24 protein-coding genes are annotated in these 24,431 nt (G+C 62.6%); 15 read left to right on the top strand and 9 right to left on the bottom strand.

The features are described from left to right. Positions 1 to 22 precede the first annotated feature (22 nt). The 4 genes from VF285_RS10375 to VF285_RS10360 are packed head-to-tail and all read left to right on the top strand — an operon-like array spanning position 23 to position 3,370. Positions 23 to 781 carry an ABC transporter ATP-binding protein gene (locus tag VF285_RS10375; RefSeq protein WP_346952549.1) on the top strand — a complete coding sequence of 253 codons (759 nt, stop codon included), beginning with the start codon at positions 23 to 25 and terminating at the stop codon, positions 779 to 781. Next, positions 778 to 1,512 carry an ABC transporter ATP-binding protein gene (locus VF285_RS10370; protein WP_346952548.1) on the top strand — a complete coding sequence of 245 codons (735 nt, stop codon included), beginning with the start codon at positions 778 to 780 and terminating at the stop codon, positions 1,510 to 1,512. The genes VF285_RS10375 and VF285_RS10370 overlap by 4 nt, the downstream gene beginning before the upstream one ends. Further along, positions 1,512 to 2,402, top strand: a complete 891-nt coding sequence (locus VF285_RS10365) for a branched-chain amino acid ABC transporter permease (RefSeq protein ID WP_346952547.1) — start codon at positions 1,512 to 1,514, stop codon at positions 2,400 to 2,402. The genes VF285_RS10370 and VF285_RS10365 overlap by 1 nt, the downstream gene beginning before the upstream one ends. Beyond that, a complete protein-coding gene (locus VF285_RS10360; protein ID WP_346952546.1) occupies positions 2,399 to 3,370 on the top strand; it encodes a branched-chain amino acid ABC transporter permease in 972 nt (323 codons plus the stop codon). Before VF285_RS10365 ends, VF285_RS10360 begins: the two co-directional genes overlap by 4 nt. On the opposite strand, the gene VF285_RS10355 is transcribed toward VF285_RS10360, so the two are convergent. Both VF285_RS10355 and VF285_RS10350 read right to left on the bottom strand, forming a co-directional pair. Next, complete coding sequence (locus VF285_RS10355; protein ID WP_346952702.1) at positions 3,364 to 4,854, bottom strand: M48 family metalloprotease; 1,491 nt, start codon at positions 4,852 to 4,854, stop codon at positions 3,364 to 3,366. The genes VF285_RS10360 and VF285_RS10355 overlap by 7 nt on opposite strands. 13 nt (positions 4,855 to 4,867) lie before the next feature. After that, positions 4,868 to 5,722, bottom strand: coding sequence for a cytochrome c oxidase assembly protein (locus VF285_RS10350; RefSeq protein WP_346952545.1), 855 nt, complete (start codon positions 5,720 to 5,722; stop codon positions 4,868 to 4,870). A gap of 85 nt (positions 5,723 to 5,807) precedes the next feature. Here VF285_RS10350 and VF285_RS10345 point away from each other — a divergent pair, with 85 nt between their 5' ends. The 7 genes from VF285_RS10345 to recQ all read left to right on the top strand — a co-directional run bounded on the left by VF285_RS10345 (position 5,808) and on the right by recQ (position 12,932). After that, positions 5,808 to 6,962 carry an FAD-dependent monooxygenase gene (locus tag VF285_RS10345; RefSeq protein WP_346952544.1) on the top strand — a complete coding sequence of 385 codons (1,155 nt, stop codon included), beginning with the start codon at positions 5,808 to 5,810 and terminating at the stop codon, positions 6,960 to 6,962. A gap of 26 nt (positions 6,963 to 6,988) precedes the next feature. Continuing rightward, on the top strand, positions 6,989 to 8,002 hold the full coding sequence (gene dusB / locus VF285_RS10340) for a tRNA dihydrouridine synthase DusB (protein ID WP_346952543.1): 1,014 nt from the start codon (positions 6,989 to 6,991) through the stop codon (positions 8,000 to 8,002). 15 nt (positions 8,003 to 8,017) lie between these two features. Continuing rightward, complete coding sequence (locus VF285_RS10335; protein ID WP_346952542.1) at positions 8,018 to 8,251, top strand: helix-turn-helix domain-containing protein; 234 nt, start codon at positions 8,018 to 8,020, stop codon at positions 8,249 to 8,251. An 84-nt stretch (positions 8,252 to 8,335) separates the two neighbouring features. Beyond that, positions 8,336 to 9,928 carry a bifunctional phosphoribosylaminoimidazolecarboxamide formyltransferase/IMP cyclohydrolase gene (purH, locus tag VF285_RS10330; RefSeq protein WP_346952541.1) on the top strand — a complete coding sequence of 531 codons (1,593 nt, stop codon included), beginning with the start codon at positions 8,336 to 8,338 and terminating at the stop codon, positions 9,926 to 9,928. Then, the gene (gene ruvC, locus VF285_RS10325; protein WP_346952540.1) at positions 9,928 to 10,476 is read left to right on the top strand and encodes a crossover junction endodeoxyribonuclease RuvC; all 549 of its coding nucleotides are present in this window, start codon (positions 9,928 to 9,930) and stop codon (positions 10,474 to 10,476) included. Before purH ends, ruvC begins: the two co-directional genes overlap by 1 nt. Before the next feature lie 13 nt (positions 10,477 to 10,489). Beyond that, the gene (gene ruvA, locus VF285_RS10320) at positions 10,490 to 11,071 is read left to right on the top strand and encodes a Holliday junction branch migration protein RuvA (RefSeq protein ID WP_346952539.1); all 582 of its coding nucleotides are present in this window, start codon (positions 10,490 to 10,492) and stop codon (positions 11,069 to 11,071) included. A 7-nt stretch (positions 11,072 to 11,078) separates the two neighbouring features. After that, complete coding sequence (gene recQ, locus VF285_RS10315; protein ID WP_346952538.1) at positions 11,079 to 12,932, top strand: DNA helicase RecQ; 1,854 nt, start codon at positions 11,079 to 11,081, stop codon at positions 12,930 to 12,932. 69 nt (positions 12,933 to 13,001) lie between these two features. Here the strand turns inward: recQ and VF285_RS10310 are convergent, their stop codons facing one another. The 4 genes from VF285_RS10310 to VF285_RS10295 are packed head-to-tail and all read right to left on the bottom strand — an operon-like array spanning position 13,002 to position 16,034. Then, positions 13,002 to 13,451, bottom strand: coding sequence for a hypothetical protein (locus tag VF285_RS10310; RefSeq protein WP_346952537.1), 450 nt, complete (start codon positions 13,449 to 13,451; stop codon positions 13,002 to 13,004). Between the two features lie 13 nt (positions 13,452 to 13,464). After that, on the bottom strand, positions 13,465 to 13,632 hold the full coding sequence (locus VF285_RS10305) for a hypothetical protein (protein ID WP_346952536.1): 168 nt from the start codon (positions 13,630 to 13,632) through the stop codon (positions 13,465 to 13,467). Then, positions 13,629 to 14,615, bottom strand: a complete 987-nt coding sequence (locus VF285_RS10300) for a cbb3-type cytochrome c oxidase subunit II (protein ID WP_346952535.1) — start codon at positions 14,613 to 14,615, stop codon at positions 13,629 to 13,631. Before VF285_RS10300 ends, VF285_RS10305 begins: the two co-directional genes overlap by 4 nt. Positions 14,616 to 14,618: 3 nt before the next feature. After that, positions 14,619 to 16,034, bottom strand: coding sequence for a cbb3-type cytochrome c oxidase subunit I (locus VF285_RS10295; RefSeq protein ID WP_346952534.1), 1,416 nt, complete (start codon positions 16,032 to 16,034; stop codon positions 14,619 to 14,621). Between the two features lie 249 nt (positions 16,035 to 16,283). Between VF285_RS10295 and VF285_RS10290 the strand changes: the two genes are divergently transcribed. From VF285_RS10290 to VF285_RS10275, 4 genes are all read left to right on the top strand, one after another. Further along, positions 16,284 to 17,558 carry an ABC transporter substrate-binding protein gene (locus VF285_RS10290; protein WP_346952533.1) on the top strand — a complete coding sequence of 425 codons (1,275 nt, stop codon included), beginning with the start codon at positions 16,284 to 16,286 and terminating at the stop codon, positions 17,556 to 17,558. An 80-nt stretch (positions 17,559 to 17,638) separates the two neighbouring features. Continuing rightward, complete coding sequence (locus VF285_RS10285; protein ID WP_346952532.1) at positions 17,639 to 18,517, top strand: branched-chain amino acid ABC transporter permease; 879 nt, start codon at positions 17,639 to 17,641, stop codon at positions 18,515 to 18,517. A gap of 19 nt (positions 18,518 to 18,536) precedes the next feature. Next, a complete protein-coding gene (locus VF285_RS10280; protein ID WP_346952531.1) occupies positions 18,537 to 19,493 on the top strand; it encodes a branched-chain amino acid ABC transporter permease in 957 nt (318 codons plus the stop codon). After that, complete coding sequence (locus tag VF285_RS10275; protein WP_346952530.1) at positions 19,490 to 20,959, top strand: ATP-binding cassette domain-containing protein; 1,470 nt, start codon at positions 19,490 to 19,492, stop codon at positions 20,957 to 20,959. Before VF285_RS10280 ends, VF285_RS10275 begins: the two co-directional genes overlap by 4 nt. Here the strand turns inward: VF285_RS10275 and ruvB are convergent. The 3 genes from ruvB to VF285_RS10260 are packed head-to-tail and all read right to left on the bottom strand — an operon-like array spanning position 20,956 to position 24,429. Then, positions 20,956 to 22,017: a Holliday junction branch migration DNA helicase RuvB gene (gene ruvB, locus VF285_RS10270; RefSeq protein WP_346952529.1), complete on the bottom strand. Its 1,062-nt coding sequence runs from the start codon at positions 22,015 to 22,017 to the stop codon at positions 20,956 to 20,958. The two genes, VF285_RS10275 and ruvB, sit on opposite strands and share 4 nt — an antisense overlap. A 37-nt stretch (positions 22,018 to 22,054) precedes the next feature. Next, positions 22,055 to 23,104, bottom strand: coding sequence for a cytochrome d ubiquinol oxidase subunit II (locus VF285_RS10265; RefSeq protein WP_346952528.1), 1,050 nt, complete (start codon positions 23,102 to 23,104; stop codon positions 22,055 to 22,057). After that, complete coding sequence (locus VF285_RS10260; RefSeq protein WP_346952527.1) at positions 23,101 to 24,429, bottom strand: cytochrome ubiquinol oxidase subunit I; 1,329 nt, start codon at positions 24,427 to 24,429, stop codon at positions 23,101 to 23,103. The genes VF285_RS10265 and VF285_RS10260 overlap by 4 nt, the downstream gene beginning before the upstream one ends. Positions 24,430 to 24,431: the final 2 nt, after the last annotated feature.

The raw sequence follows: 24,431 nt of genomic DNA, 5'->3' as shown, positions 1-24,431 counted from the left end.
CTCTTCCGGGAAACAGAGACCCATGCTGGAAGTCAGTCACCTGGTCAAGGAATTTGGTGGTGTCCGCGCGGTCGACGACGTGTCCTTCACACTCAGGCCGCATGCCATCACCGGACTGGTCGGTCCCAATGGGGCCGGCAAGACCACCCTTTTCAATACCATCGCCGGATTCCATCGCCCCACCTCGGGCTCGATCACCTTCGACGGGAAACCCATAGGTGGCCTCCCGCCACATCGGATCTTCCGGCAGGGACTGGTCCGCACCTTTCAGATTCCGCGCCCCTTTGCCGCCATGACTGTGCTCGAGAACACCATGCTGGTTCCGGCTGGACAAGCGGGCGAACGCTTTTGGAACAACTGGTTCCGCCGACCGACAGTCCGGGCGCAAGAACACGCCTGCCGCGACCGTGCACGCGAAATCCTGGCCTTCGTGGGGCTGGAAACGCTGTCGGGAGAATTCGCACGAAATTTGTCCGGAGGACAGCAAAAGCTGCTGGAACTGGCCCGTGTGCTGATGGCCGATCCGGCACTCATCCTGCTGGATGAACCAGGAGCAGGGGTCAACCCCAGCCTGCTGGTCACCATCATGGACAAGTTGCGCGAACTCAACGAGCGGGGCATCACCTTCCTCATCATCGAGCACAACATGGATCTCATCATGACCTTGTGCAACCCGGTGCTCGTCATGGCACAGGGGCAGCTCATCCTGGAAGGCACACCCGAACAAGTGCGCAACGATCCTCAGGTGCTGGAAGCCTACCTGGGAGGAGTCACGTCATGACCGCAAACGCACTGCAAGTGAGCGGACTGATGGCGGGCTACACCGCTGAAGTCGACATCCTGCGAGGAATCGATCTTTCCGTAGCCGAAGGCGAAATCGTCACCGTACTGGGTCCCAACGGCGCGGGCAAATCCACACTCATCAAAACCATCGCCGGCCTGGTGCCTGTTCATGGCGGCGCAGTCACCTTGTTCGGCGACAGCCTGGCCGGGGTGCCTGCACACGACATGGTGCTGCGAGGTCTGGCCTACGTCCCCCAGACTCACAATGTCTTCGTTCGCCTGAGCATCCAGGAGAACCTTGAAATGGGGGCCTACATCCAACGCGACAAGGCGGCGGTCCGAGCAGGCGTGGAACGCATGTTCGCGCTTTTCCCTTCACTGAACAATCGGCGTCGGCAACCAGCAGGCACTTTGTCGGGCGGTGAGCGTCAGATGGTTGCGGTGGCCCGAGCGCTCATGGCACAACCGCGCATGCTCATGCTCGACGAGCCGTCGGCGGGGCTGTCTCCCAAGCTGGTGGGCATCGTCTTCGACAAAGTTCACGAAATCCGCGACATGGGCGTCACTATCCTGATCGTGGAGCAAAACGCCAAGGCAGCACTGGCCATTTCGGATCGCGGTTACGTGCTGGCCCAGGGCCAGGACCGAATCAGCGCCAGTGCCGACGAGTTGCTGCACAACCCCGAGGTAGGCGAGCTCTACCTGGGCGTCCGCAAGGGGTTGACCTGATGCTGCAATACTTTGCCAACGGAATCATTCTTGGGGCCACGCTGGCCTTGGGCGCAATCGGCCTGACGCTGACCTATAACGTCCTGCGCTTCGCGAACTTTGCACACGGTGAATTCCTCACCTTCGGCGCGTATTTCGCACTCGTATTCGCTAGCCTGTTCGCCAGCAGCAGCACTTTGGGACCCCTGACCTTCGGCTGGAATTTTCTGCTGGCCATCATTGTCGCTGCAGTGCTGACCTCGGGACTGACGCTGTTGCTGGACTGGCTGCTGTTTCGTCTGCTGCGGCGCCGTGAAATCGAGGTGACCCTGGTCATCGCATCCTTCGGTGCGTCGCTACTGCTACGCAACGTCGTGATCTTCGTCTGGGGGCCTCAGCCAGAATATTATTCGCGCAATATCGCCATTGCTACCGAGATTTTCCCCGGCATGCGCATGACAGCCGACGAGGTTTTCGTGATCGTGTTGACGGCGATCCTGATGGTGGCTTTGCATCTGTTTCTCACGCGAACGCGCTTGGGAAAAGCCATGCGAGCCGTCTCGGACAACCCGGCGCTTTCCAGCATCACGGGCATCGACGTGGCGCGGATCATCCGCTGGACCTGGATCGTAGGCGGCTCACTGGCAGCCATTGCCGGTGTGCTGTTCGGACTCACGGTGCAAATCGCTCCTGATATGGGCTTCAATCTCATCCTGCCCATGTTTGCAGCGGCAATCCTGGGCGGTATCGGCAGCATTTACGGCGCCGTGCTGGGGGGGCTCATCATCGGCGTGGCCGAATCCATGTCGGTGCCCTTCATCGGCGCCGCCTACATGCCGGCCGTCGGCTTCGCATTGATGTTCCTCATCCTTCTTCTCTACCCCAAGGGCCTGCTGGGAGACCGCTCATGACCGGGATCGCTTCGTACCTGGTGTTCTTCCTGACCCAGGCGCTGATCTTCGGCGTGGTCTGCCTGGGCCTGAACCTGCAATGGGGTTACACGGGCCTGTTCAACATCGGGGTTTCAGGGTTCTTCCTGGTGGGAGCCTACACCTTCGCCATCCTGTGTGGCCCCCACTACGGCACGCATCTGGGCGGATTTCATCTCCCCTACCTGGTGGGGCTGGTAGGAGCAGCGCTGATCACCGCGCTCATTGGCTTCGTCGTGGGCATCCCAACCCTACGATTGCACGCCGACTACCTGGCCATCGTCACCATCGGCGTGAGCACCATATTTCAGCTCGTCGCACTCAACGCGGCAGCGCTCACTGGCGGGAGCCAAGGCGCTGCCAGTATCCCCAGACCGCTCCCGGGCACACTGGAGTCCGTCGCGGCCAACAACCTGCTGATGCTAGCCGTGACCGTGGTCACACTCCTCATCATTTATGGAGCGCTGGAGGCCATTGTGCGATCCCCCTGGGGCCGCGTGCTCAAGGCCATCCGCGAAGACGAGGAAGCTGCGTCTTCGCTGGGCAAGAGCCCTTTCAGCTTTCGCATGCAATCCTTTGTGATCGGATCGGCCGTGATGGGCGTGGGTGGCGCGCTGTTTGCAAGCTTCATCGGCTTCATCAGCCCGCAGGATTTTTTGCCGATTCTCACCTTCCAGGTCTGGACCATGCTGATCGTGGGCGGAAGCGGCAACAACCGGGGCGCCATTCTGGGAGCTGTTCTGATGTGGGCGGCCTGGACGCTGAGCGGCAGCGTGGCACAGGCGCTACTCCCGCTGGACCTGCAGGTGAAGGGAGGCGCAGCACAAACCATTCTGATCGGCCTAATCCTGATGCTGGTGCTCATTTTCCGCCCGCCAGGGCTCATCGGCGAGGAGGCCGTCGTGTCCCGCGAAGCACGCTTGCCACCCACTCCACCAAAAGCTCACTGACTGCTGGTGTTTTTCTTGTACGGCGCCAGCAAAGCCTGCTGCGCCTTCAAGCGCTCGCGAACCTCGCGAATCTCGGCGTCCAACTTCGACTGCGCGTAGAAGTCCTTGGACAGACGGCGGGCTTGCTCCAGATGCTCGACCGCCGTCGGCAAAGCGCCCGTTTGCTCGTAATAAGATGCCAAGGCTTCGTGCGCGGCCGCCTGGCGGCCCAGACGATTGAGGCTGTCGGCCAGCAACTTCTGGAATTCGGGCACGTCGGGCCACTGGGTGATCCGAGCCTGAAGGAAGGGGACGGCAGCCGCATCCTGCTTTGCTGCCTGCAAGGCGCGTGCCCGCTCGTACGCCACGCCCTGGCTGTCTGGCCAACGCTTCCAGGCCGTTGCGCCAGCCTCGACCGCAGCGACGGAACTGCGCGCGGCCGCCAGGCGGATGCCCAGCACGGCAATTTGCGGCGAATCCTGCAAGGCGGCCGCTTGAGTCAGATCAGCCTGCGCCTGCTCCAGCTTGCCAGAGATCTGTTCCAGAGAGGCCAACCCGTACAGGGCCGCTGCCCGTGGCAACACCTGAGTGCCCCGTGACTGCGCCCGCAAGGACTGAGTGAGGTTACGGCGACTATCGTTGCCTCGGGCCTGTATCAGCGCGAGCTGCGCCCGTACGAACCAGAATTCGGGATCTGGCTTCGGATGGACAGGCGGCAGCTCCGCCAAGCGGTTTTCGATATCGGACAGGCGCTGGATCGACAGGGGATGAGTAGAGGTATACACACTGCCCGCCCCTTCGTTCAGGCTTGCCGCACCCATAAGCTTGCGGAACATGTCGAGCATGCCACGTGGGTCGAACCCCGCCGCACGCATCATCTGAAAGCCCGCACGATCGGCTTCCTGCTCTGCGCTGCGTGAAAACCCAAGCTGCCGATCGATGGTGGCTGCCTGCCCAAAGGCGGCAACGCCCATGGCGAGCTGCCCCTGACCGGCCAAGGCGGCCAGCAAGGCGCCCACCAGACTGGCCACCATCATCCCGGTCCCCTGCGACGCCTGCGCAATCCCGCGGGCAATGTGCCGTTGCATGACGTGGCCGATCTCGTGCGCCAGCACGCCGGCCATTTCCGATTCGTTCTGGGCCGCGACCACCAGACCGCTATTGACACCGATGTACCCGCCCGGTAACGCGAATGCGTTGATGGAGGGGTCGCGTATGGCAAACACCGTGATGGGTTGAGTGAGCGGTTGAGGCGCATGCGCGGCCAGCCGGCGCCCCAGGCTCGTCAGGTATTGGTTGATGTCCAGGTCGGGAATGTAGGTGGGGTCATGGCGGCCTTCTTCCATGATGGCCTCCCCCAGCAGATGTTCTACCGATGGCGACAGCTCTGCAGCCGACGTGGCACCCATGCTGGGCAAACCGATGGGCTGCCCCCAGGCAGGAAGAGAAAGGGCGAGCGCCGCACCAAGGCATAGCCCCCCGCCCGCGCGCCGAACCCAGGGCATCAAGAGTGCCTCGTCAGGCTTCGCGCACCACCTGGCGCACAGGGCGTCTGGGTAGTGGCAGCCGATGGTGTTCCGATAAACGCAGAAGTGTACCCAGTGCGTACAACAGGCCAAAAGCTTCGATGAGGCCTGCTGGCACCCACATGATCAGCCCCCCGAGCACCTGGTCTTCCATGGCGGTGATCCCGGGAATGGCCCGGCCACACAGATCGAAGACGGGGTAGATATCGTGTTCAGAGATCACGAGGATAGCCCCGGCAATCATCTGCGGCAGCATCGTGAACACTGGAGAGAGCACCCGCCACCCCGCCGCCATGCCGGCTGGAGGATGCGGGCGGCGGTCCATGATGAGGTTCCAGTACAGCACACCGCTGACCACGACGCCCCAATTCATGAAGCGGTAGATGCGCCAATCCAGCATGGAGTAGAACTGTACGGTGGGCTCGACCCAGACCAGCACGAACAGCACGAACAGGATGGGGATCAGAATGGAATGAGTGGCCAGCGTCTCGAGCAGATGGACCGCCCCACGACCGTGGCGCGCGCGGGCCAGCCAGCTGCGCCAGCGCTGCGGCAACCCGGCGCGCAATACCTGACCCGGATAGGAGCCCATGATGATGAGCGGACCAAGGTGGTGCAGTACCAGGTGTTGCAAGCGGTGGATGAAGAACATCCGCTCGGCGAAATAATCTACCTGTGTGTGCAAAGTCAGGTACAGAAGAACCCAGCCAAACCAGAAAAGCGTCTGCCGAACCCGACCCACCCGGTGAACCTTGCTGCCACGCACATAGAGCCAACCGCTGAGCAGAAATATCAGCACCAGCGTGGGAGAGAATTCCCAGGGTTCCAGCCAGGTGAGCCAATCCATGAACGTCCCTCGACGATGGTCGGACAACAATGATCGGGTAGTTTAAAGCATTCTAAAATGGTCGTTTTCGACCATTGCAATTCTCATGACCTCCACCCTTTACGACGTTGCGATCCTGGGCTCAGGTCCCGTGGGGTGTGCATTGGCCCTGAGCCTGGCGCATGTCGCGCCGCAACCGGACCGAATCGTATTGATGGGGCCGCAGCTCGCCCCCCGCCCCGAAGGAACATCGCTGGACCCCCGTGCACTCGCGCTCAACCAGGGTAGCCGACGCTGGCTCGAAGACCTGGGCGCCTGGCCTGCACACGCAGCCGACATCCTGACCGTCCATGTCTCTCAGGCGGGGCATCTCGGCCGCACGTTGATCGACCAGTCCGAACTCGACACGCCGCGCCTGGGCAGCGTGGTCGCCTACGACGACCTGCTCGAGACCCTGCACCACGCGGTCGCCGACAGCGGCGTGACCCGCATTCTTGAACACCCCCCACGCCCAAGACCAGGCACGCCGGTGTCATTGACGCGGGCGGACGGCTCTCTGCTGCAGGCGCCCCTTGCCCTGCTCTCGGACGGAGTCCGGCCTGAGGGGATCGCCCGAGGCTACGACCAGCATGCCGTGCTGGCCACCGTGCGCGCCCAGACGCCTATCCCAGGTCGCGCCTTCGAGCGCTTCACGCGGACGGGGCCGCTCGCTCTGCTACCTCACCCCGCAGCTACAGATCTGTACAACGTGGTGTGGTGTGTCTCGCCCGCGCGGGCGCAAACCCTGAAGGCATTGCAAGCCGCCGAATTCAACCACGCGCTGCAAACCGCATTCGGAAATCGGCTGGGCGCCTTGCAACGGGTCAGCGACTGCCACACCTTCCCTCTTTCGCTGCATGCAGGCCCCAGCCTTCAGGGCATCGGCGTCGTAGCCGTGGGCAATGCCGCACAAACTCTGCACCCCGTCGCGGGACAAGGCCTGAACCTGGGGCTGCGTGATGCTGCTCAACTGACGTACGCCGTTGCTCCATGGCTCACCAACCCAGGGGAGCCAATACAGCCTGCCCTGGAACACTACGCCCGCCAGAGGCGCCTGGATCGAAGCGTGACCCTGAGCCTCACCGATGTTCTGCCGCGAGTGTTCGCCACAGAAAATCCGCTGCAGCGTCATACCTGCGGCCTGGCACTCTGTGCACTCGACCTGCTTCCCGTCCTGAGAAAACCGCTGGCCCGGCAGCTCATGCAAGGCCAGCGCCTCTGAGCTACGCACGCCCTACAATGCCCTCCATGCGTATCGGAACCTGGACCCTGCCCCACCCCGTCTGCGTCGCCCCCATGGCGGGTGTCACAGACCGCCCTTATCGGCGCCTGTGCAAGGCGCTGGGCGCGGCGTATGCAGTCTCCGAGATGGCGGCCAGCAACCCGGCCCTATGGGACAGTGTGAAAACGTCGCGTCGTCTGGATCACGCTGGGGAGCCCGACCCGATCGCCGTGCAAATCGCCGGTGCAGACCCGGAGATGCTCGCCGAGGCAGCCATCCACAACGTCCGCAAGGGCGCGCGCATCATCGACATCAACATGGGCTGCCCGGTCAAGAAGGTATGCCATGTCGCGTCCGGCTCGGCGCTGCTCAGAGACGAACCGCTGGTCGCCCGTATCCTGAGCCGTGTCGTGGCGGCCTGCACCCCCCTGGGGATTCCGGTCACCCTCAAAACCAGAACCGGATGGGATCGCGACAGTCGCAACGCGGTGCGCATCGCGCGGCTGGCCGAAGACTGCGGCATTGCGGCACTGACGCTACACGGTCGCACCCGATGCGACCTGTATACTGGGGAGGCCGAATACGACACCCTTCGTGCCGTGCGCCAAGCCATTCACATTCCGCTCATCGCCAATGGAGACATCACGACGCCCGAGAAAGCGCGCTGGGTGCTCGATTACACGGGCGCAGATGCCATCATGGTGGGACGCGCGGCACAGGGGCGGCCCTGGATCTTCCGCGAAATGGCTCATTACCTGGAACATGGCACGCACCTGCCACCGCCCACCTACGGAGAGCTGCGCGAGCACCTTCTGGGGCACCTCGAAGACCACTACACTTTCTACGGAGAACACACCGGTGTTCGCAGCGCGCGCAAGCACATCAGCTGGTATCTGGCCGATCTGCCGGGCGCCGACGCCCTGATCACCGGCATCATGACGATAGACAGCACTGCCGAGCAATCCGAGCGCCTGCGCCAATGGCTGGACGACCGCCCGGCCGATGCCCCTGTTCTTCCTCTTTCAACCGCCATTCACTGATTCGCACTCCGCCACATGAGCACCGCCACTCCTCTGGAACAAGCCGTTCGCGACCAACTGGATCGCTACTTCGCCGACCTCGGCGATTCCACTCCGCACGACCTGCTATCCATGGTCAATTCCTGTGTAGAGCGCACCGTTCTGCAAGTTGCCATGGAGCGCAGCGAGGGGAACCAGACCCACGCGGCAGACTTGCTCGGCATCACGCGGGGCACCCTGCGCAAGAAGCTCCAGACGCACCAGATCTGATCCAGGGATTGCACGCACTCTCCTTGCACGTTCTCTGCCAGAAGCCGCACCCGTTCACTTCTTCCTTTGACTGTCATCACCACCATGACCATCCAGACCGCTCTCATTTCCGTGTCCGACAAGTCGGGCATCGTCGAATTCGCCCGTGAACTTGCCCAACGTGGAGTTTCGCTGCTGTCCACTGGCGGCACGGCACGCCTGTTGCATGAAGCCGGCCTCACCGTCACCGAGGTGGCCGATTACACGGGTTCCCCTGAAATTCTGGATGGCCGGGTCAAGACCCTGCACCCCCGCATCCATGGCGGGCTGCTGGCCCGACGGGACGATCCTGCTCACCTCAAGACGCTGCAAGAGCATGACATTCCACTCATCGACCTGCTGGTCGTGAATCTATACCCCTTTCAGCAGACCATTGCCCGCCCAGACTGCATTCTGGCGGACGCCATCGAAAACATCGACATCGGTGGTCCCACGATGCTGCGCTCGGCGGCCAAGAACCACGGGTCGGCGGCGGGGGGCGTGACGGTCGTGATCGACCCTGCCGACTACGCCCGCGTGCTGGCCGACATGGATGGCCCCACCCACCAACCTTCGTATGGGTTGCGGCTGGAGCTCGCGGCCAAGGTCTTCGCCCACACGGCAGCATACGATGGCGCGATCGCTGCCTACATGACCAGCCTGGCCACTCGGGAGCCCGCGCCCGAGGCTGTGCCCGAGCGCGAAACCTGGCCGCGCGTGCTGACTGTGCAAATGCAGCGCGAACAAGCGCTGCGCTACGGCGAGAACCCGCACCAGGACGCGGCGTTCTACCACGACCTGCACGTGGGCGCGGGCCTGCTGGCGGGCTACCACCAGTCTCAGGGCAAGGAGCTCTCGTACAACAACATCGCCGACGCCGATGCCGCCTGGGAATGCGTGCGCAGTTTCAGCACTTCGGCTTGCGTCATCGTGAAGCACGCCAACCCCTGCGGCGTGGCACTCGCCGATACCCCCCTGCAAGCCTATCAGCAGGCGTTCAAGACCGACCCGACCTCGGCCTTTGGCGGCATCATCGCCTTCAACACTCCCGTGGATGAGGCCACCGCACAGGCCGTCAGCCACCAATTTCTGGAAGTGTTGATCGCCCCCGCTTACAGCGACGCCGCACGCGCGGTGCTCTCTGCCAAAAAGAACGTCCGGGTACTGGAAGTCAAGACAGGCCCGGAACACAACCCCTTCGACGTCAAGCGCGTGGGCGGTGGCTGGCTGATGCAGCATCCCGATGTCCGCGTGGCCCACGAATCCGAATTCAAGGTGGTCACCCGCGTGGCACCTACGTCACAACAGATGCACGATCTGGCCTTTGCATGGAACGTCGCCCGCTTCGTGAAGTCCAACGCCATTGTCTTCTGCGGCCAGCACATGACGCTGGGGGTGGGAGCCGGGCAGATGAGTCGCATCGACTCGGCCCGCATCGCCTCCATCAAGGCTGAAAAAGCCGGCCTGAGCCTGCAGGGCTCTGCCGTGGCCTCCGACGCTTTCTTCCCGTTCCGCGACGGCCTGGACGTCGTGGCCGAGGCGGGTGCCATCTGCGTCATCCAACCGGGCGGCAGCATCCGCGACGACGAGGTCATTGCCGCGGCCGACGAGCGAGGCATTGCCATGGTCTTCACTGGCACGCGGCATTTCCGCCACTGATGCGCATCCTGGGAATCGATCCGGGACTCAGACGGACGGGCTTCGGCATCATAGAAGCCCAGGGGGCGCGGCTGCGCTACGTCGCCAGCGGGACCATCGTGGTGCCCTCTGCGCAGCCGCTGGCCGAACGCTTGAAAGTCATCCTCGACAATCTGCGCGAGGTGGCCCGCGACGCCCGCCCCGATCAGGCGGCCATGGAAAAGGTCTTCCTCAACACCAACCCCGCTTCCACGCTGCTGCTGGGGCAGGCGCGCGGTGCCGCGCTGTGTGCATTGGCCGATTCTGGCCTGAGCGTACAGGAATACACAGCCCTGCAGATCAAGAAGGCCGTGGTCGGCGCGGGCCACGCCAGCAAGGAGCAGATTCAGGTTATGGTGCGCCACCTGCTGTCTCTGGACGGCACGCCCGCTCCCGACGCGGCCGACGCCCTGGCCTGTGCCATCTGCCATGCGCACTGCGCCCCGCTGGCCAACCGTCTGCAGGCGTTGGCCCCGGACACGCTATCTCACCGCACCCGTCGCCTGCGTACCGGGCGCATCATCTCCTGAGAGGAACCCCACCATGATTGGTCGCATCACCGGTATCCTGCGGGAAGTGACTCCGCCCACCTTGTGCATCGAAACCGCAGGCCTGGGCTACGAAATTGACGTACCCATGAGCACGCTTTACAAGCTCCCGGCCGTAGGTCAGACCGTCACCCTGCACACGCACCTGGCCATCCGCGAAGATGCTCATGTCCTGTACGGCTTTGCGACCGCTGCTGAACGCCGCGCATTTCGCGCCCTGATCAAGGTCAATGGCATTGGCGCGCGCACTGCACTCGCGGTGCTGTCGGGGCTCAGCGTGGAAGATCTCGCTGCTGCTGTGGAACAACAGGAATCGGGCAGGCTGGTCAAAGTGCCGGGAATCGGCAAAAAGACGGCCGAACGGCTCCTGCTGGAACTGCGCGGCAAACTCGACTCTGCTGCGCCCACCCTCCATACCGACGGCCAGGCCCCCAGCGGAACGGAAGACGTCCTGCATGCACTCCAGGCGCTGGGCTATTCTGCCCCTGAAGCCCGCAAAGCAGCCGCCGGCATCCCTGCTGGTCTGAGCGTGTCAGAAAGCATCCGGCATGCACTGAAGGCACTGTCTCGCCTCTGACCGCCTGATGTCGACTCGTCCGCACACTTTTTCCAGCCCTCCACGGAGTGCCCTCAAAACCCTGCAAGAGGTCTTCGGCTACGAAACCTTCCGGGGGGAACAACAGTCCATCATCGAACACATCGTTGCAGGGGGCAGCGCCCTGGTGCTCATGCCCACCGGTGGCGGGAAATCGCTGTGCTACCAGATTCCCGCACTGGTACGTGAAGGGGTCGGCGTCATCATTTCTCCGCTCATCGCCTTGATGCAGGACCAGGTCGATGCCATGCAGGAGCTGGGGGTAAGCGCCGCGTTCCTGAACTCGTCACAAACCGCCAGTCAGGCGCGTACCGTCGAACAAGCCTACCTGCGGGGCGACCTGGACCTGCTCTATGTCGCGCCCGAGCGCCTGCTCACGCCGCGCTGCCTGGAACTGTTGGCTGCGGGACGGATTGCTCTTTTCGCGATTGACGAAGCACACTGTGTTTCACAATGGGGGCACGACTTCCGTCCCGAATATCAGCAACTGAGCATCCTCACGGACCGCTGGCCTGACATCCCCAGGGTCGCACTGACCGCCACCGCGACGGAAGCGACCCGCACCGACATCGTCACATGCCTGAGCCTGCAGGATTCTCCACAGTTCGTCGCCAGCTTTGATCGGCCCAACATTTGCTACCGCATCGTCGAAAAGCACGAGGTGCGGCGCCAGCTGCTCGCCTTCATCCACGAGGACCACGCGGGCGAGTGTGGCATCGTCTATGCGCTTTCGCGCTCACGCGTGGAAGACACGGCCGAATTCCTCAATCGCAACGGTATCACCGCACTGCCCTACCATGCCGGCCTTTCCACCCAGGCAAGAGCCGAAAACCAGGCACGGTTCCTGCGCGAAGACGGCATCGTCATGGTGGCTACGATTGCATTCGGCATGGGGGTGAACAAGCCCGACGTGCGCTTCGTCGCCCATATCGACCTGCCCAAATCCATCGAGGGCTACTACCAGGAAACAGGCCGGGCAGGACGCGACGGGCTGCCGGCCGATGCGTGGCTGGCGTACGGGCTTCAGGATGTCGTGCAGCAACGCCGCATGATCGACGCATCAGAGGGTGACCTCCTGCATCAACGCCGTCAGGTGCGACAGCTGGACGCCATGCTGGCGCTTTGCGAGACGGTCGGCTGTCGCCGACAACAACTGCTGGCTTACTTTGGCCAAACGATCCAGCCCTGTGGCCATTGCGACACCTGCATCGAGCCCCCTGTGACCTGGGATGGCACCGTCGCAGTGCAGAAACTGCTGTCGACCATCTACCGCCTGTGGCGCGAGCGCGGACAGCGTTTTGGAGGCGGTCACATCATTGATATTCTGCGTGGCCAGATGACGGACCGCGTGAAACAGTACGAACACCAGACACTCAGCGTGTTCGGCGTCGGTGCAACACAGTCGGTAGAGGGCTGGCGCAGCATCTTGCGCCAGGCGCTGGCACTTGGCTTGCTGACAGTGGACCTGGAAGGCTACGGCACACTGGCCCTGACGGACGCAAGCCGCGCCGTGCTCAAAGGCGAGCGCGCACTGATGCTGCGGCCCATTGCACACAAGGCGCACGGCAAAGGCTCCCGATCATCTGCCACTGCCGCTGCGCGTGCAACTGAGCTTCCGCAAGATGCCCAGCAACGCTTCGAGCGCCTGCGAGCCTGGCGTGCCCAAGTGGCCAAAGCCCACAGCGTCCCCGCCTATGTGATCTTCCACGATGCCACGCTACGCGACATCGCACTGCAACAACCCCATACGTTGGATGACCTGAGTGGCATCAGCGGCGTCGGAATCCGCAAGCGCGAAGCCTATGGGCTGGATGTCATCGCCTGCGTTGCCGAAGAGCCCTGAGAGCCCGCAGAGGTTGTCGTCACTTACGCGCCCTCGCCGCATTGGGCCTGGCACATCAGCGCCGCACCGTCAATGCTGCCACATCCGACCCTGCACGTAAGTGGGCGTCTGAGCATAGGGAGCGGGCGGCTCCCAATTGACTGCCACATACCAGGTCGACCAGGCCACGATGACCAACGACAGCACCCAGAGCCAGACCGGGATGGGCGACGGGGACTCTGCACGGCGCGGCTCAAAGGGCTCTTCAGCGCCAAAAGCATTGACCGTGAAACTCAGGTTGCCGTGCACGATGGCGTCGGGACGAATTCCGGTGAGGGTGATCCCGGGGCCATTGCGAACCTGAAAAGGAACTTCGCGCACACCCACGCGTCCGTTGTGGCTGCGGGCCTCGATCAGCAAGCGATGCTTGCCATCGGGCAATGCGTGCGTATCCAGATTGACGGCCACAGGAGGTGCGTACTCTGCAATCGGCTCGGGCTCATCATCCAGAAAAATACGGATGCGGGGTTCGTTTTCCATGAATAGGGCTCCTTTACCGATCGTCATGCAGAATCAAATACTTGGGATGATCATGCGCCCGTTCACCGGGGTGTATCAACATGCGGATCGCAACGATGAAACACGCCACCGTGCCCACCCCGAACACGCCCAACAGCAGCAAATTACCCACCCAGTGGGCTGCCCAGACTTCCATCATCATGGTTGTTCTCCTTTGGCGCGAATCGCCGCCACTTGCTTCGCTGTCACCGTAGGCGCGTGATTGCCCCATGACGTTCGCTCATGATCAATGATGTCGGCAATCTGGGCATCGCTGAGCTGCGCCGCAAAAGAAGGCATCTGGGCCGCATAGGTCGTGCCATTGATCGCACGACCATGCAGGCCGTGCAGCACGACGCGCACGTGCTCACTGGGATCTTTGTCGTTGACGACCGGATTTCCCGCCAGCGGCGGAAACACGCCCGGAACCCCTGCCCCCTGCGCCCCGTGACAGGCCGCGCACGTGGAGGCGAAGAGTTTCGAACCGTTGGCGGCATCAAAGCTGGCTACCGTGGCCGCAGCCGGCGTGCTGCCCTTGGGGGCAGGCGGTGCGGCAGGAGCCGGAGCCGCCATGCCGGTGGACTGCCCCTTGGGGAGTGGCGGCTGCTTGAGCGACAACAGATAGGCGACGAGTGCCTTGGCCTTGGCCGTCGGAATGACCACGCCATGGGCTGGCGCATAGGCCTTGGGCACCGGCACTGCCTGTTCACCGGCCGGCACCTGGTCCACCACCTTGAAGAGGGCACGGAACGACGGCATGACCGACTGTGGCACCACGGCACGCGGGTCATAGAGGTGGATGTATTGCCAGACATCACTGGCCTGGCGCGCACCGACATTGGTCAGATCGGGCCCCGTACGCTCCGACCCCAACAGCTCAGGTGTCTGGTAGGCAAAATCCCCAGGAGCCGACGGGCGCCCAAAAATCTGGTCCACCGGCAAAGGTCGGACCTGCTGGGTGTGACAGTAAGCACAGCCTTCGCTCACGTAGACATCCCGACCATGCTGCTGCAGCAGCGTAAGCTGGCTCACACCATCCCCGGGGGGCACGGCGGCCAGCTCGAAACCCGGCAGGATGGCCATCATGACGGACCAGACGGCATACATCAGGGTAGAGCCCCCTGCAATCGCCAACAACTTGTACATAGTTCAGACTCCTACCTCGGCTATGACCGGCATGCGTCCCGCGCCCGGTGCACGACGATAGGTCATGTCCCAGACGTTCCAGGCAAACACCAGATGGCTCACAAACATCAGCACCCCGCCCACCGTGCGCCATAGCCAGAACGGTGCCATGTCCACCACGGAATCAATGAACGGCTTGCCCGCCACCCAGTCCAACCCCTGAATGGTGCCGCCAATGGAAAGCGCCATCACGTACACCACCAGCCCTACCACGGCCAGCCAGAAGTGGATGCCCATGAGCAGATTGTTGGGATGCCGCCCCGTCGCACGCGGCAGCAGCTCATAGATTCCACCCCAGATCGCGAAGGTCACGAAGCCATACATCGTCAGGTGCGAATGCCCCACGGTGAAGTTTGTCAGGTGCCAGATCTCCTGCATGGAGCGGAACGCCTCGATCGTCCCTTGAGACGAACCGATGAGGTAACCGAGAACCCCCACCAGGATGAACATGGCCGGGGCGCGATGCAGGCGCTCGGGGCGGCCCCGCATAGTCAGCAGATAATTGGCGCTCCCGCCCCAGACCGGGACGAACATGGCCACGCTCGCGACAATGGCGGTTGTCTGCAGCCACCAGGGCAGCGGGCTGAATAGAAAATGGTGCGCGCCCAAGAGCGGGTAGAACGCCAGATTGGTCCAGAACGCAAAGATGCCCAGAGAATACGAGTAAATGGGCCGGTTCATGGCCTTGGGCAAGGCATAGTAAAAAATCCCCAGACACAGCGGCGTGAACCACATCCCTACGGCGTTGTGCATGTAGTATCCCTGCACCGCCACCTGGCCCAGTCCATGCTGATACCACGGGGTCAGGGTGATCAGGAAGATGATGATGGTCCACAGGGTACCGCCCATGGTGTACCAATTCGACAAATAGATGTCCTTGCCCACTCGCCGCGCCACCGTCCCGATCAGATTCCAGGCGGTCAGCACCAATGCCAGCGCCAGAATCATCCGAATCCAGGGCAACCACTCGCGATATTCTTGATCACCGTTGTTGAACCCCAGATCCAGGGCGACCGTCCCCACGATGGCGGCGACGTTCAGCAGGACGAGGACCACCCACGCAAGCTTGGTACTGTAAAGGCGGGCCCCCGAACTCTTGGCCGCGATGTAGAAGGCCAACCCGATCATGGCCGGACTCGCCCAAGCGTAGAAGGTATCGTTGGTATGGATGGGCCTGAGCCGCCCGAACGTCAACGGCAGAGCCGTGCTCAAAAGCTCCGGATACACCAGTTTGAGCGCCAGCAGCACTCCTACCGCCGTAGCAAAGATCAGCCAGATCGTCCCGCACATGGTGTAGGCGCTGAAGATGCGGGTCAGCTCCACATCAGGGTCAGCCAACGGGGCCACAGGCGATACCTCAGCCAGATTTCCTTCAGTCACGATTTACCTCCACCAGAAAATCCAGACCATGGTACGTCGCCGAAAACACCCCGAACCCCAATTCATTCACGGCAAATAGTGTTTAAAGCAAGATGTCAAGTGTTTTTCAGGCTGGCGTAAGAACACGCCCCCTACACTGAGAACTCCACTGCCGCTGCAAACGCGACTCCTGCGCTCACTGAACCAACCAGACACCGCGCACGTTCGGCAGAACTTCACAATGGTTCAATGTGGCAAGGAGACAAAAGAATGAGACTCCGTAAACTTCGCCCCTGGCTGGCCCTGACGGCCGTGTCCCTGGGTGTAACGGCTTACACACTCGCGGTTCCACAGGCCCTGGCGGCCGAACCCATCGCCATCGGCGTGCTGGCACCCAAGAGCCAGATCCTGGGGAAGTCCATCTTCAACTCCGCCGAACTGGCTGCCTCTGAAATCAACGCGAAGGGCGGCATCGACGGCCGTCCCATCAAGCTCTACCCTTACGACACACAAGAATCTGCGACCAATGCTGCTCAGGCTTTCCAACGCACTGTGCAGGAAGACCACTCCGTAGCAGTGGTAGGTATTTTCGAAAGCGAGGTAGGGCTGGCGCTGATGCCCTGGGCCTCTCGCCTGAAGACGCCCCTGCTCATCACGGCAACTGCGTCACCAGAAATCCCGGGCCGTACGCACGCCCAGCCTGACCGCTTCAAATACACCTTCTCGTTCTGGTTCAACTCGAAGATCCAGGCGCAGCAAGTGTGCGAGATCGGCCACGACACGCTCATCAAGAACCCGCAGCTGGCCGGATTCAATCGGGTGGCGATCCTGAGTGAAGACGCCGACTGGACCAAGGCCGTGGACAAGACCTATGAGGCTTGCCTGCCCAAGGCCGGCTTCAAGGTCGTCAACCACACACGCTTCGCACCCAGCACGACCGACTTCACTCCGATCTACAGCAAGATCAAGAGCGACAAGGCCAACGTGATCATGGCGGGTGTTGCGCACGTCAGCGTACCCCCCGTTGTCCAATGGCATCAGCAGCAAGTTCCCGCGCTGTTTGACGGCATCAACGCGTCGGCCAGCTCATCCGACTTCTGGTCGGCCACCAACGGGGCAACGGACGGCTTGATCACGACGAGCGCCGGGCTCTCGGGCGCTGCCGTCACGAGTCGGACCGCGGCCTTCTACAACGCCTACAAGGCGCGCTTCCACATCAACCAGCCAGCTTACGGGGCGTATTCCACCTACGAAGCCATGTACGCGCTGGCGGATGCCCTCAAGCGTACTCACGGCAAAGCCAAGGGCGACGCACTGGTCAAGGCCCTGGCCAGTACCAACATCGAAGGCGTAATGGGACGCATCCACTTCTATGGCCTGAACAGCCCGTTCGCGCACGAACTGGTCGCTGATCCGGACACGTCCAAAGGTGCATCGGTCATCGCCTTCCAGTGGCAGAACGGCAAGCAAGTGATCATCTGGCCGACACGGCTGGCTACCGGGAAGATCGAAGTCCCGAGCTATATCCCCACGCCAAAGCCCTGAGGGGCTGACGCACCCGGCCCGAGGTTCGTCTTCGGGTCGGGATTCCGACACGCATCATCCCACTTCCGCCCCCTCCGGACATGGACCTCCTCATACAAATCCTGATCAGCAGCTTCGTCATCGGCGCGATCTACGCACTGGGTGCCGCAGGGATGGCCGCCATTTTTGGCATCTCGGGTGTTCTGAACCTGGCGCATGGCGCGCTCGTAGTGCTGGGCGCCATGGTGGCCTGGTACGTGGCCCAACACACGGGACTGGGCGTCTATCTCTCGGCCCTGACGGGCGTGCTGGCAGCGATCGTGGCCACCTACCTGCTCTATGCGCTCGTCATCCTGCCGCTCGAGCGTTTCCGCCATATTCCCCCTGAAGAGAAACACGTCTTTCAGCTGGTTGCCACACTGCTGGTCGCCATCATCATCCAAGGCGTTCTGGAGTGGACGTTCGGCGCCACCCCCGTCACGACCCCACCCATGCTGCACGGCGTCGTGCAAATCGGCGGCAACACCGTGCCCCGTAACAGTCTGCTGATCGGTGGGGTGGCCTGGTTCGTCCTCATCGCGCTCTGGCTCTTCATTTCCCGTACGCGCATGGGAAAAGCCATGCTGGCGGCCTCCATGAGCCCCAAAGGGCTGGCCATCGTCGGCTACGACATCCGCCGCGTGCACGTTGCCATCTGGGGCCTGTACGGACTGGTGGTCGGCGTGGCAGGGGTCCTGCTCGCATCGTTTACCAGCGCCAGTGGCGAAGTGGCCACCAATATCACGGCAATTTCGTTCACCATCGTGGTGCTGGGCGGGCTCGGCAACATCCTGGGCTCGCTGGTGGGGGCCTACATTCTCGGAGTCCTGAGTACCCTCACCGCGTTCCTGATTTCCCCCGCCATCAGCGAGCTGCCCGGACTCGTCCTGCTGGTCCTGGTGCTGTACGTGCGGCCGCAAGGCCTGTTCGGACGCCGTTGAGCCCACGAGAGACCCGACCATGCCCCGTGCACCCAACGAACTGCAGCCCACACCACATCGCCCGAATTGGCGACTGGCCCTGACGCTGCTTTTCTTCATCCTGCTTGCAGGGCTACCCCTGATCACTACTGGCTATTACCTGGGGGTGCTCACCTTCGCGTTCTACGTGGCCGTCTACGCGATGAACTGGGACCTGCTGTTCGGATATCTGGGAGAGGTCAACTTCGGCCCGACCTTCCTGATCGGGCTCGGGGCCTATGGTGCCGGCCTGTGCAACACCTTGCTCAACTGGCCCGTCTGGGCCTGCATACCGGCAGGCATCGTGGCCGCCGCTGTCGGAGGGCTCCTGCTGGCCGGCCCGGCGTTGCGGCTCAAAGGCCCGTATTTCGGCCTGGTGACTTTGGTCGCACTGCTGATCCTGAGCGACCTGATCACGATCTTTGCCAACTATACGGGGGGCGAGATCGGCCTTGCCCTCCCCGATATTCTCACCGACAGCAGCGCCGGGAACTTTTACTATGCCTGGGGGCTCATGGCCGCCACCGCACTGATCCTGCGCCTGATCGTGAATTCGCCGCTGGGCCTCATCCTGCAGGCTATCGGGCAGGATTCGGACGCGGCCAGAACGCTGGGGTTCAACGTAGCCAAGTTCAAGATTTTCGCATTCATGCTGAGCGCCCTTTTTTCGGGACTCGCCGGTGCCATGACCGTTTTCTACTTTGGGACGGCGTCCCCAGGCACTGTCGTGGCACTGTCGGTGGTGGTCCAGATCATCATCGCGGCGATCGTGGGAGGGCGGCGTACCATCATTGGTTCGGTCCTGGGCGCTATCTTTCTCATCGTCGCCGGAGAAATCCTGCGCCCCTTCGGTCAGCTCAGCGGCGCGGCCGTGGCGGTACTGGGGCTCCTGGTTCTGCTATTTGCCCCAGGCGGCTTCATCAGCCTGTTCCACACGCGCGAGGAGCGTCACGCATGACCACACTGGAAGTCGCCGGACTCTCGAAGCACTTCGGCGGATTGCAGGCCGTGGACCACATGGCGTTTTCGGTGGACAGTGGCGAAATCCTCGGCCTGATTGGCCCCAATGGATCGGGGAAGTCGACCACCCTGACACTGACCATGGGCATCACCCGCGCTGACAGCGGTTCGGTCAAGCTGGATGGGCGTGAGATTGCACGGCTGCCCACGCACGAGATCACCAAGGCCGGAATGACCATGGTCTTTCAGCACTCACGGCCCTTGCGGCGCCAGACTGTCCTGGAAAACATCCAGCTCGCACTCCTGCCAGACACGTTCTTCCAATGGCGCATCAGCGCGAAGACCAATGAGCAGGCACGTGAGGTCGCCCACCGTGTGGGCCTCGATCACGTGCTGCATCAACGCCCAGCATCCCTGCCCTTTGCCGACCTGCGCCGCCTGGAAGTGGCCAAGGCGCTTGCGTCCAACCCCAAGGTACTGCTGCTGGACGAACCCTTTGCTGGACTGGCCCCGCGCGAGACGAGCGAGTTTTCTACCCTGTTCCTCTCCATGCGCGACGCCGGGTGCGCCATCGTGCTGGTGGATCACAACGTCAAGGCTGTTGCCGAACTGGTAGACCGCATTTCGGTCATGCACGCAGGCCAGAAGATTTTCGAGGGGAGCCCGTCAGACGCTACCCAGAACGCACGCGTCAAAGAGGTGTACTTCGGCAAGTCGCTGGAGACCGCGCAACCCAGGCAAGCATCAGCCACCACCGATCTCGCCCGAAAGCCCCTGCTGCAGGCCCACATTACCTCGATGCACTACGGAAAATCCGAAGCCCTGAGAAACATCGAGCTGGATGTTCACGAAGGGGAATTCGTCTCCGTCATCGGCCTGAACGGCGCTGGCAAGACGACTCTGTTCAACAGCATCCTGGGATTCGTGAACTACACCGGTGACGTCCGCTTCCACGACCAGACGCTAAAGGCTCGCCAGCCCTCGGCCATTGCCTCCCTGGGCATCGCCCTGTGCCCAGAAACCCGTGAGCTGTTCTCGTATATGTCAGTACGCGAAAACCTGGAACTCGGGGGGCACGCGCTGGACGCGGCTGCGCGTGTACGACAGCTGGGCTGGGTCTACGGGCTGTTTCCCATTTTGCGGGAACGGGCGGGTCAAAGCGCCCATACCCTTAGCGGCGGCGAGCAGCAGATGCTCACCATTGGTCGGGCACTGATGCAGAAACCACACCTGCTGATGCTGGATGAGCCTACCCTGGGCCTGGCCCCGAAAGTCATTGAAGACATCTCGAGCGTGCTGACTCGGCTGCAGCAGGAAAGCGGCCTGACAGTGCTGCTGGCGGAGCAGAATCTGACCTTTTCGCTCAAGCATTCGGATCGCATCTACTTGCTGGAAACCGGCAGCCTGCGTTGGAACGGCCCGGCAGAGCGCTTTGCGGCCGAAGTAGGACAGGACCTGCTCTAAAACAAGGAGGGTTCTGCGCCTGCGGCCGGGGCTTTGAGACCCAGATGCTGCCAGCAACGCTTGGTCGCCATCCGACCGCGCGGCGTACGTTGCAGATACCCATGCTGGATCAGATACGGCTCGATCACGTCTTCGATGGTGTCGCGCTCTTCGCCAATGGCAGCCGCGAGGCTGTCCACCCCCACGGGCCCGCCGTCGAATTTATGCACGATGGCTTCCAGGAGTTTGCGGTCCATCAGGTCCAGGCCTTCGGGGTCGACTTCGAGCATGGCGAGGGCCGCACGGGCCGTGGCGACGTCGATCTTGCCACCGGCCTTGACCTCGGCGTAATCACGCACCCGGCGCAACAGGCGATTCGCGATCCGCGGCGTACCCCGCGAGCGCCGGGCGATTTCGGCGGCGCCTTCGGGGCTGGCCCCGGCTCCCAACAGGCTGGCACTGCGCTGCACGATGTGCGTGAGGTCATCCGCCGAATAAAATTCCAGGCGAGACACGATGCCAAAACGATCACGCAGCGGATTGGTCAGCATGCCCGCACGGGTCGTCGCACCCACCAGCGTGAAGGGCTGCAGATCGATTTTCACGCTGCGCGCAGCCGGTCCTTCTCCGATCAGGATATCGATCTGGAAATCTTCAAGGGCGGGATAAAGGATTTCTTCGACCACCGGCGACAGGCGGTGGATTTCGTCGATGAACAGCACGTCGTTGCGTTCAAGGTTGGTCAGCATGGCAGCCAGATCACCAGGACGCTCGAGCACAGGGCCGGATGTCTGGCGCAATTGCACGCCCATTTCGTGCGCCACAATGTGCGCCAGCGTGGTCTTGCCCAGCCCTGGAGGGCCAAACAACAGGACGTGATCCAGCGCCTCGCCGCGCTGGCGCGCCGCTGCGATGAAGATCCCGAGTTGCTCGCACACCCTGGGCTGCCCGACATAATCCACCAAGGTCTTGGGACGCAAGGCTCGCTCGATGGAGTCTTCGGCAAAGGATTCGACGTCGGGGGCTACCAGACGACCATCATCAGCAGACGAAGAAAGAGAATCAGCTTGTATCGCCATAAAATACTGTATCGATATCCAGTCAATGAACCCTATTCTACCCGCGAAAATCGGGTGGCCTGGGCGGGCGAGACAGCCCAAGCATGCGCCAGTACACCCACAGGTTGAAAATCAAGGCCACGGGCAAGGCCACCACGGTGGCCGACAACGCCAGGCGCAGGGTAGCCACCGGGGCCGCCGCGTCCCACAAGGTAACCTCATCGAGCACCAGATAAGGAAAGAAACTGTAGGCAAGCCCGCCCAGCACCACGAGAAAAATCAGCAGTACCAGCGTGAAAGGCAAGGCTGTCGCCCGATAGCTGCGATTCATCAGGCGTTGCAGCGTCATCTCAGTCAGGACGAAGCACAGCAGCAGGGCACCCCAGACGAAGCCCACGGCCCGCCAGTGTTCGCCATCCCCCCACTTCAGGAATACACCGGCATTGGAGAAGTCGAGCACCACAGCCACGCCCACCGCCCCTACAGCACACCAGCGCAGCGTACGCCGTGCCCAATGAACAGCACGAATGCGCAGCTCGCCCGCCTCCCGCATCATCAGCCAGGATGACCCCAGCAGGCTGTAGGCCGCCACTGAACACCCGCCCATGAGGCAGGCAAAGCCCGTGTAGGCCGGGCTGCTCTCGTACGCGACACTCACGCGCGCCAGCAGATAACCATGCGAAAAAGCCACCATGACAGAACCCACCCCAAATCCGAGCTGCCAGAGGCGCTGCTGCGGTTCCGGCGCGCGCAGACGCCATTCGAAGCAGACCGAGCGCAGCAAGGTGCCCAAGGCCAGTAGCGACAGGGGAACATAGAGGCGCCCCAGTGTCTGTGACCAGGCGTACGGGAATGCGGCGGCAAACAGACCCACCGCCAGGAACAGCCAGAATTCGTTGGCGTCACGCCAAGGCGCCAGCAGCGACAACATGCGAGGCCGCAAAGCACTGGGCGCCACCAGCGAAACACAGCCTACCCCGACATCGAAACCGTCCAGCACCACCCCAGCAATGACTGTGGCAAAGAAGACGCCCATGAGCGCCAGCGGCATCCAGAATGCCGGGTCCTGCGCCCCCAACCCCAGCACTGCCGCCAGAGAGTCAATCATGCGCGCCCCCGATGACGAGCCACCGGGACCACCCCAAAACGCGAGGTATGGCGCAGAAGCTGATAAAAGCCGACCGCCAGCGCAGCGTACACCACCACGTGCAGGCCCAGGCCACCCCACAGTGTTTCCTGATTCTGCAAGGTCCCGACCTCACGCAAGGTGACGGTGCCATAGACGGCATACGGGAGGCTGCCCACCATGAGGTGCCCCCATCCCACCGCCTGCAGAAGCACGGCCCCCCACATCAAGGCGCGCAAACGCACACGGGCCAACGGTGCCAGGCCGTCGGGCTCGAAACGCAGGCGCCAGCCCCGCCAGAGGCTCCATAAGGCGATCGCCCCCAACAACACCACCAAAGCCACCGCCAAGCGCGCCGACATGTAGGTCAGCCACACAGGGGGCCTCACCCCGGCCAGATCCTTGAGGCCACGGACCTGGTGCGCAGAGACGGAGGGCAGCCAATCCGAAGCCTGCGGGCCCTCGACCGCCCACGCGTTGCGGTGATCTGCCGAGCTGGGCCAGGCCAGCAAGGTGATACGCCCCGGAGTACCGGTATCCCACTGTGGAAGCACTGCAGCCACGCGCGCGGGCTGCACGGGCAAGAGCACGTGGCCCAGACGCGCCACCAGGACAGTCTGCAGCACCAGCGCCAGAAGCACGAGCCACAGTCCGGCCACATACACGCTGCGATCGCCTTCATCACTGGGACGCGTATCGGTGCGCACTGCAGTTACTGCAAGCATCAGGGTGCCTGCCAGAACCAGTCCACCCGTACACAGGATGCCAAACAGCCAGGGCGAAGCACCGCCCAAGACAGTGAGCCAATCGGTGACCTCGTAGTGACCCTCAGTCAGGGTCGTGCCAACTGGCCACTGCATCCAGGCCAGCAAGGTGGATACCCAGTACGCCGTGAGTGACGTGCCCACCGCCACCATGCCGACCACGACCGTGTGGGCGCGATCGGACAAAGAGCGCTGGCCATAGAGCATGGCACCCAGAAAACAGGACTTGAATACGAAGGTGGTCAAGATAGCCATCGCCACCAGCGGGCCCACGACTTCACCTGCACGGTCCATGAGGCGCGGCCACAAAGTACCAATCTGCAGCAACAAGGGCAGGCTGGCGCCGAAGCTGAGCACCAGTGTAAGTGCGAACACGCGCACCCAAAAACGATAGGCGAGCCGAGCCGCCGTGCTTCGGCGCTCGCGCAGCCTCAGCCCGAACAACACCCACGCCAGCCCCAGTTCGAGAGCCAGGAACAACAACATGAACCCCAGGCTCAAGTAAAACTGGGTCAGCGACAGAACCCATGCCGTTTGCGTCATAA

The organism is Castellaniella sp., assembly GCF_036379515.1.
In the GTDB taxonomy this organism is placed as follows: Bacteria; Pseudomonadota; Gammaproteobacteria; order Burkholderiales; family Burkholderiaceae_B; genus Castellaniella.
This window is presented reverse-complemented; position numbering and strand designations above follow the sequence as displayed.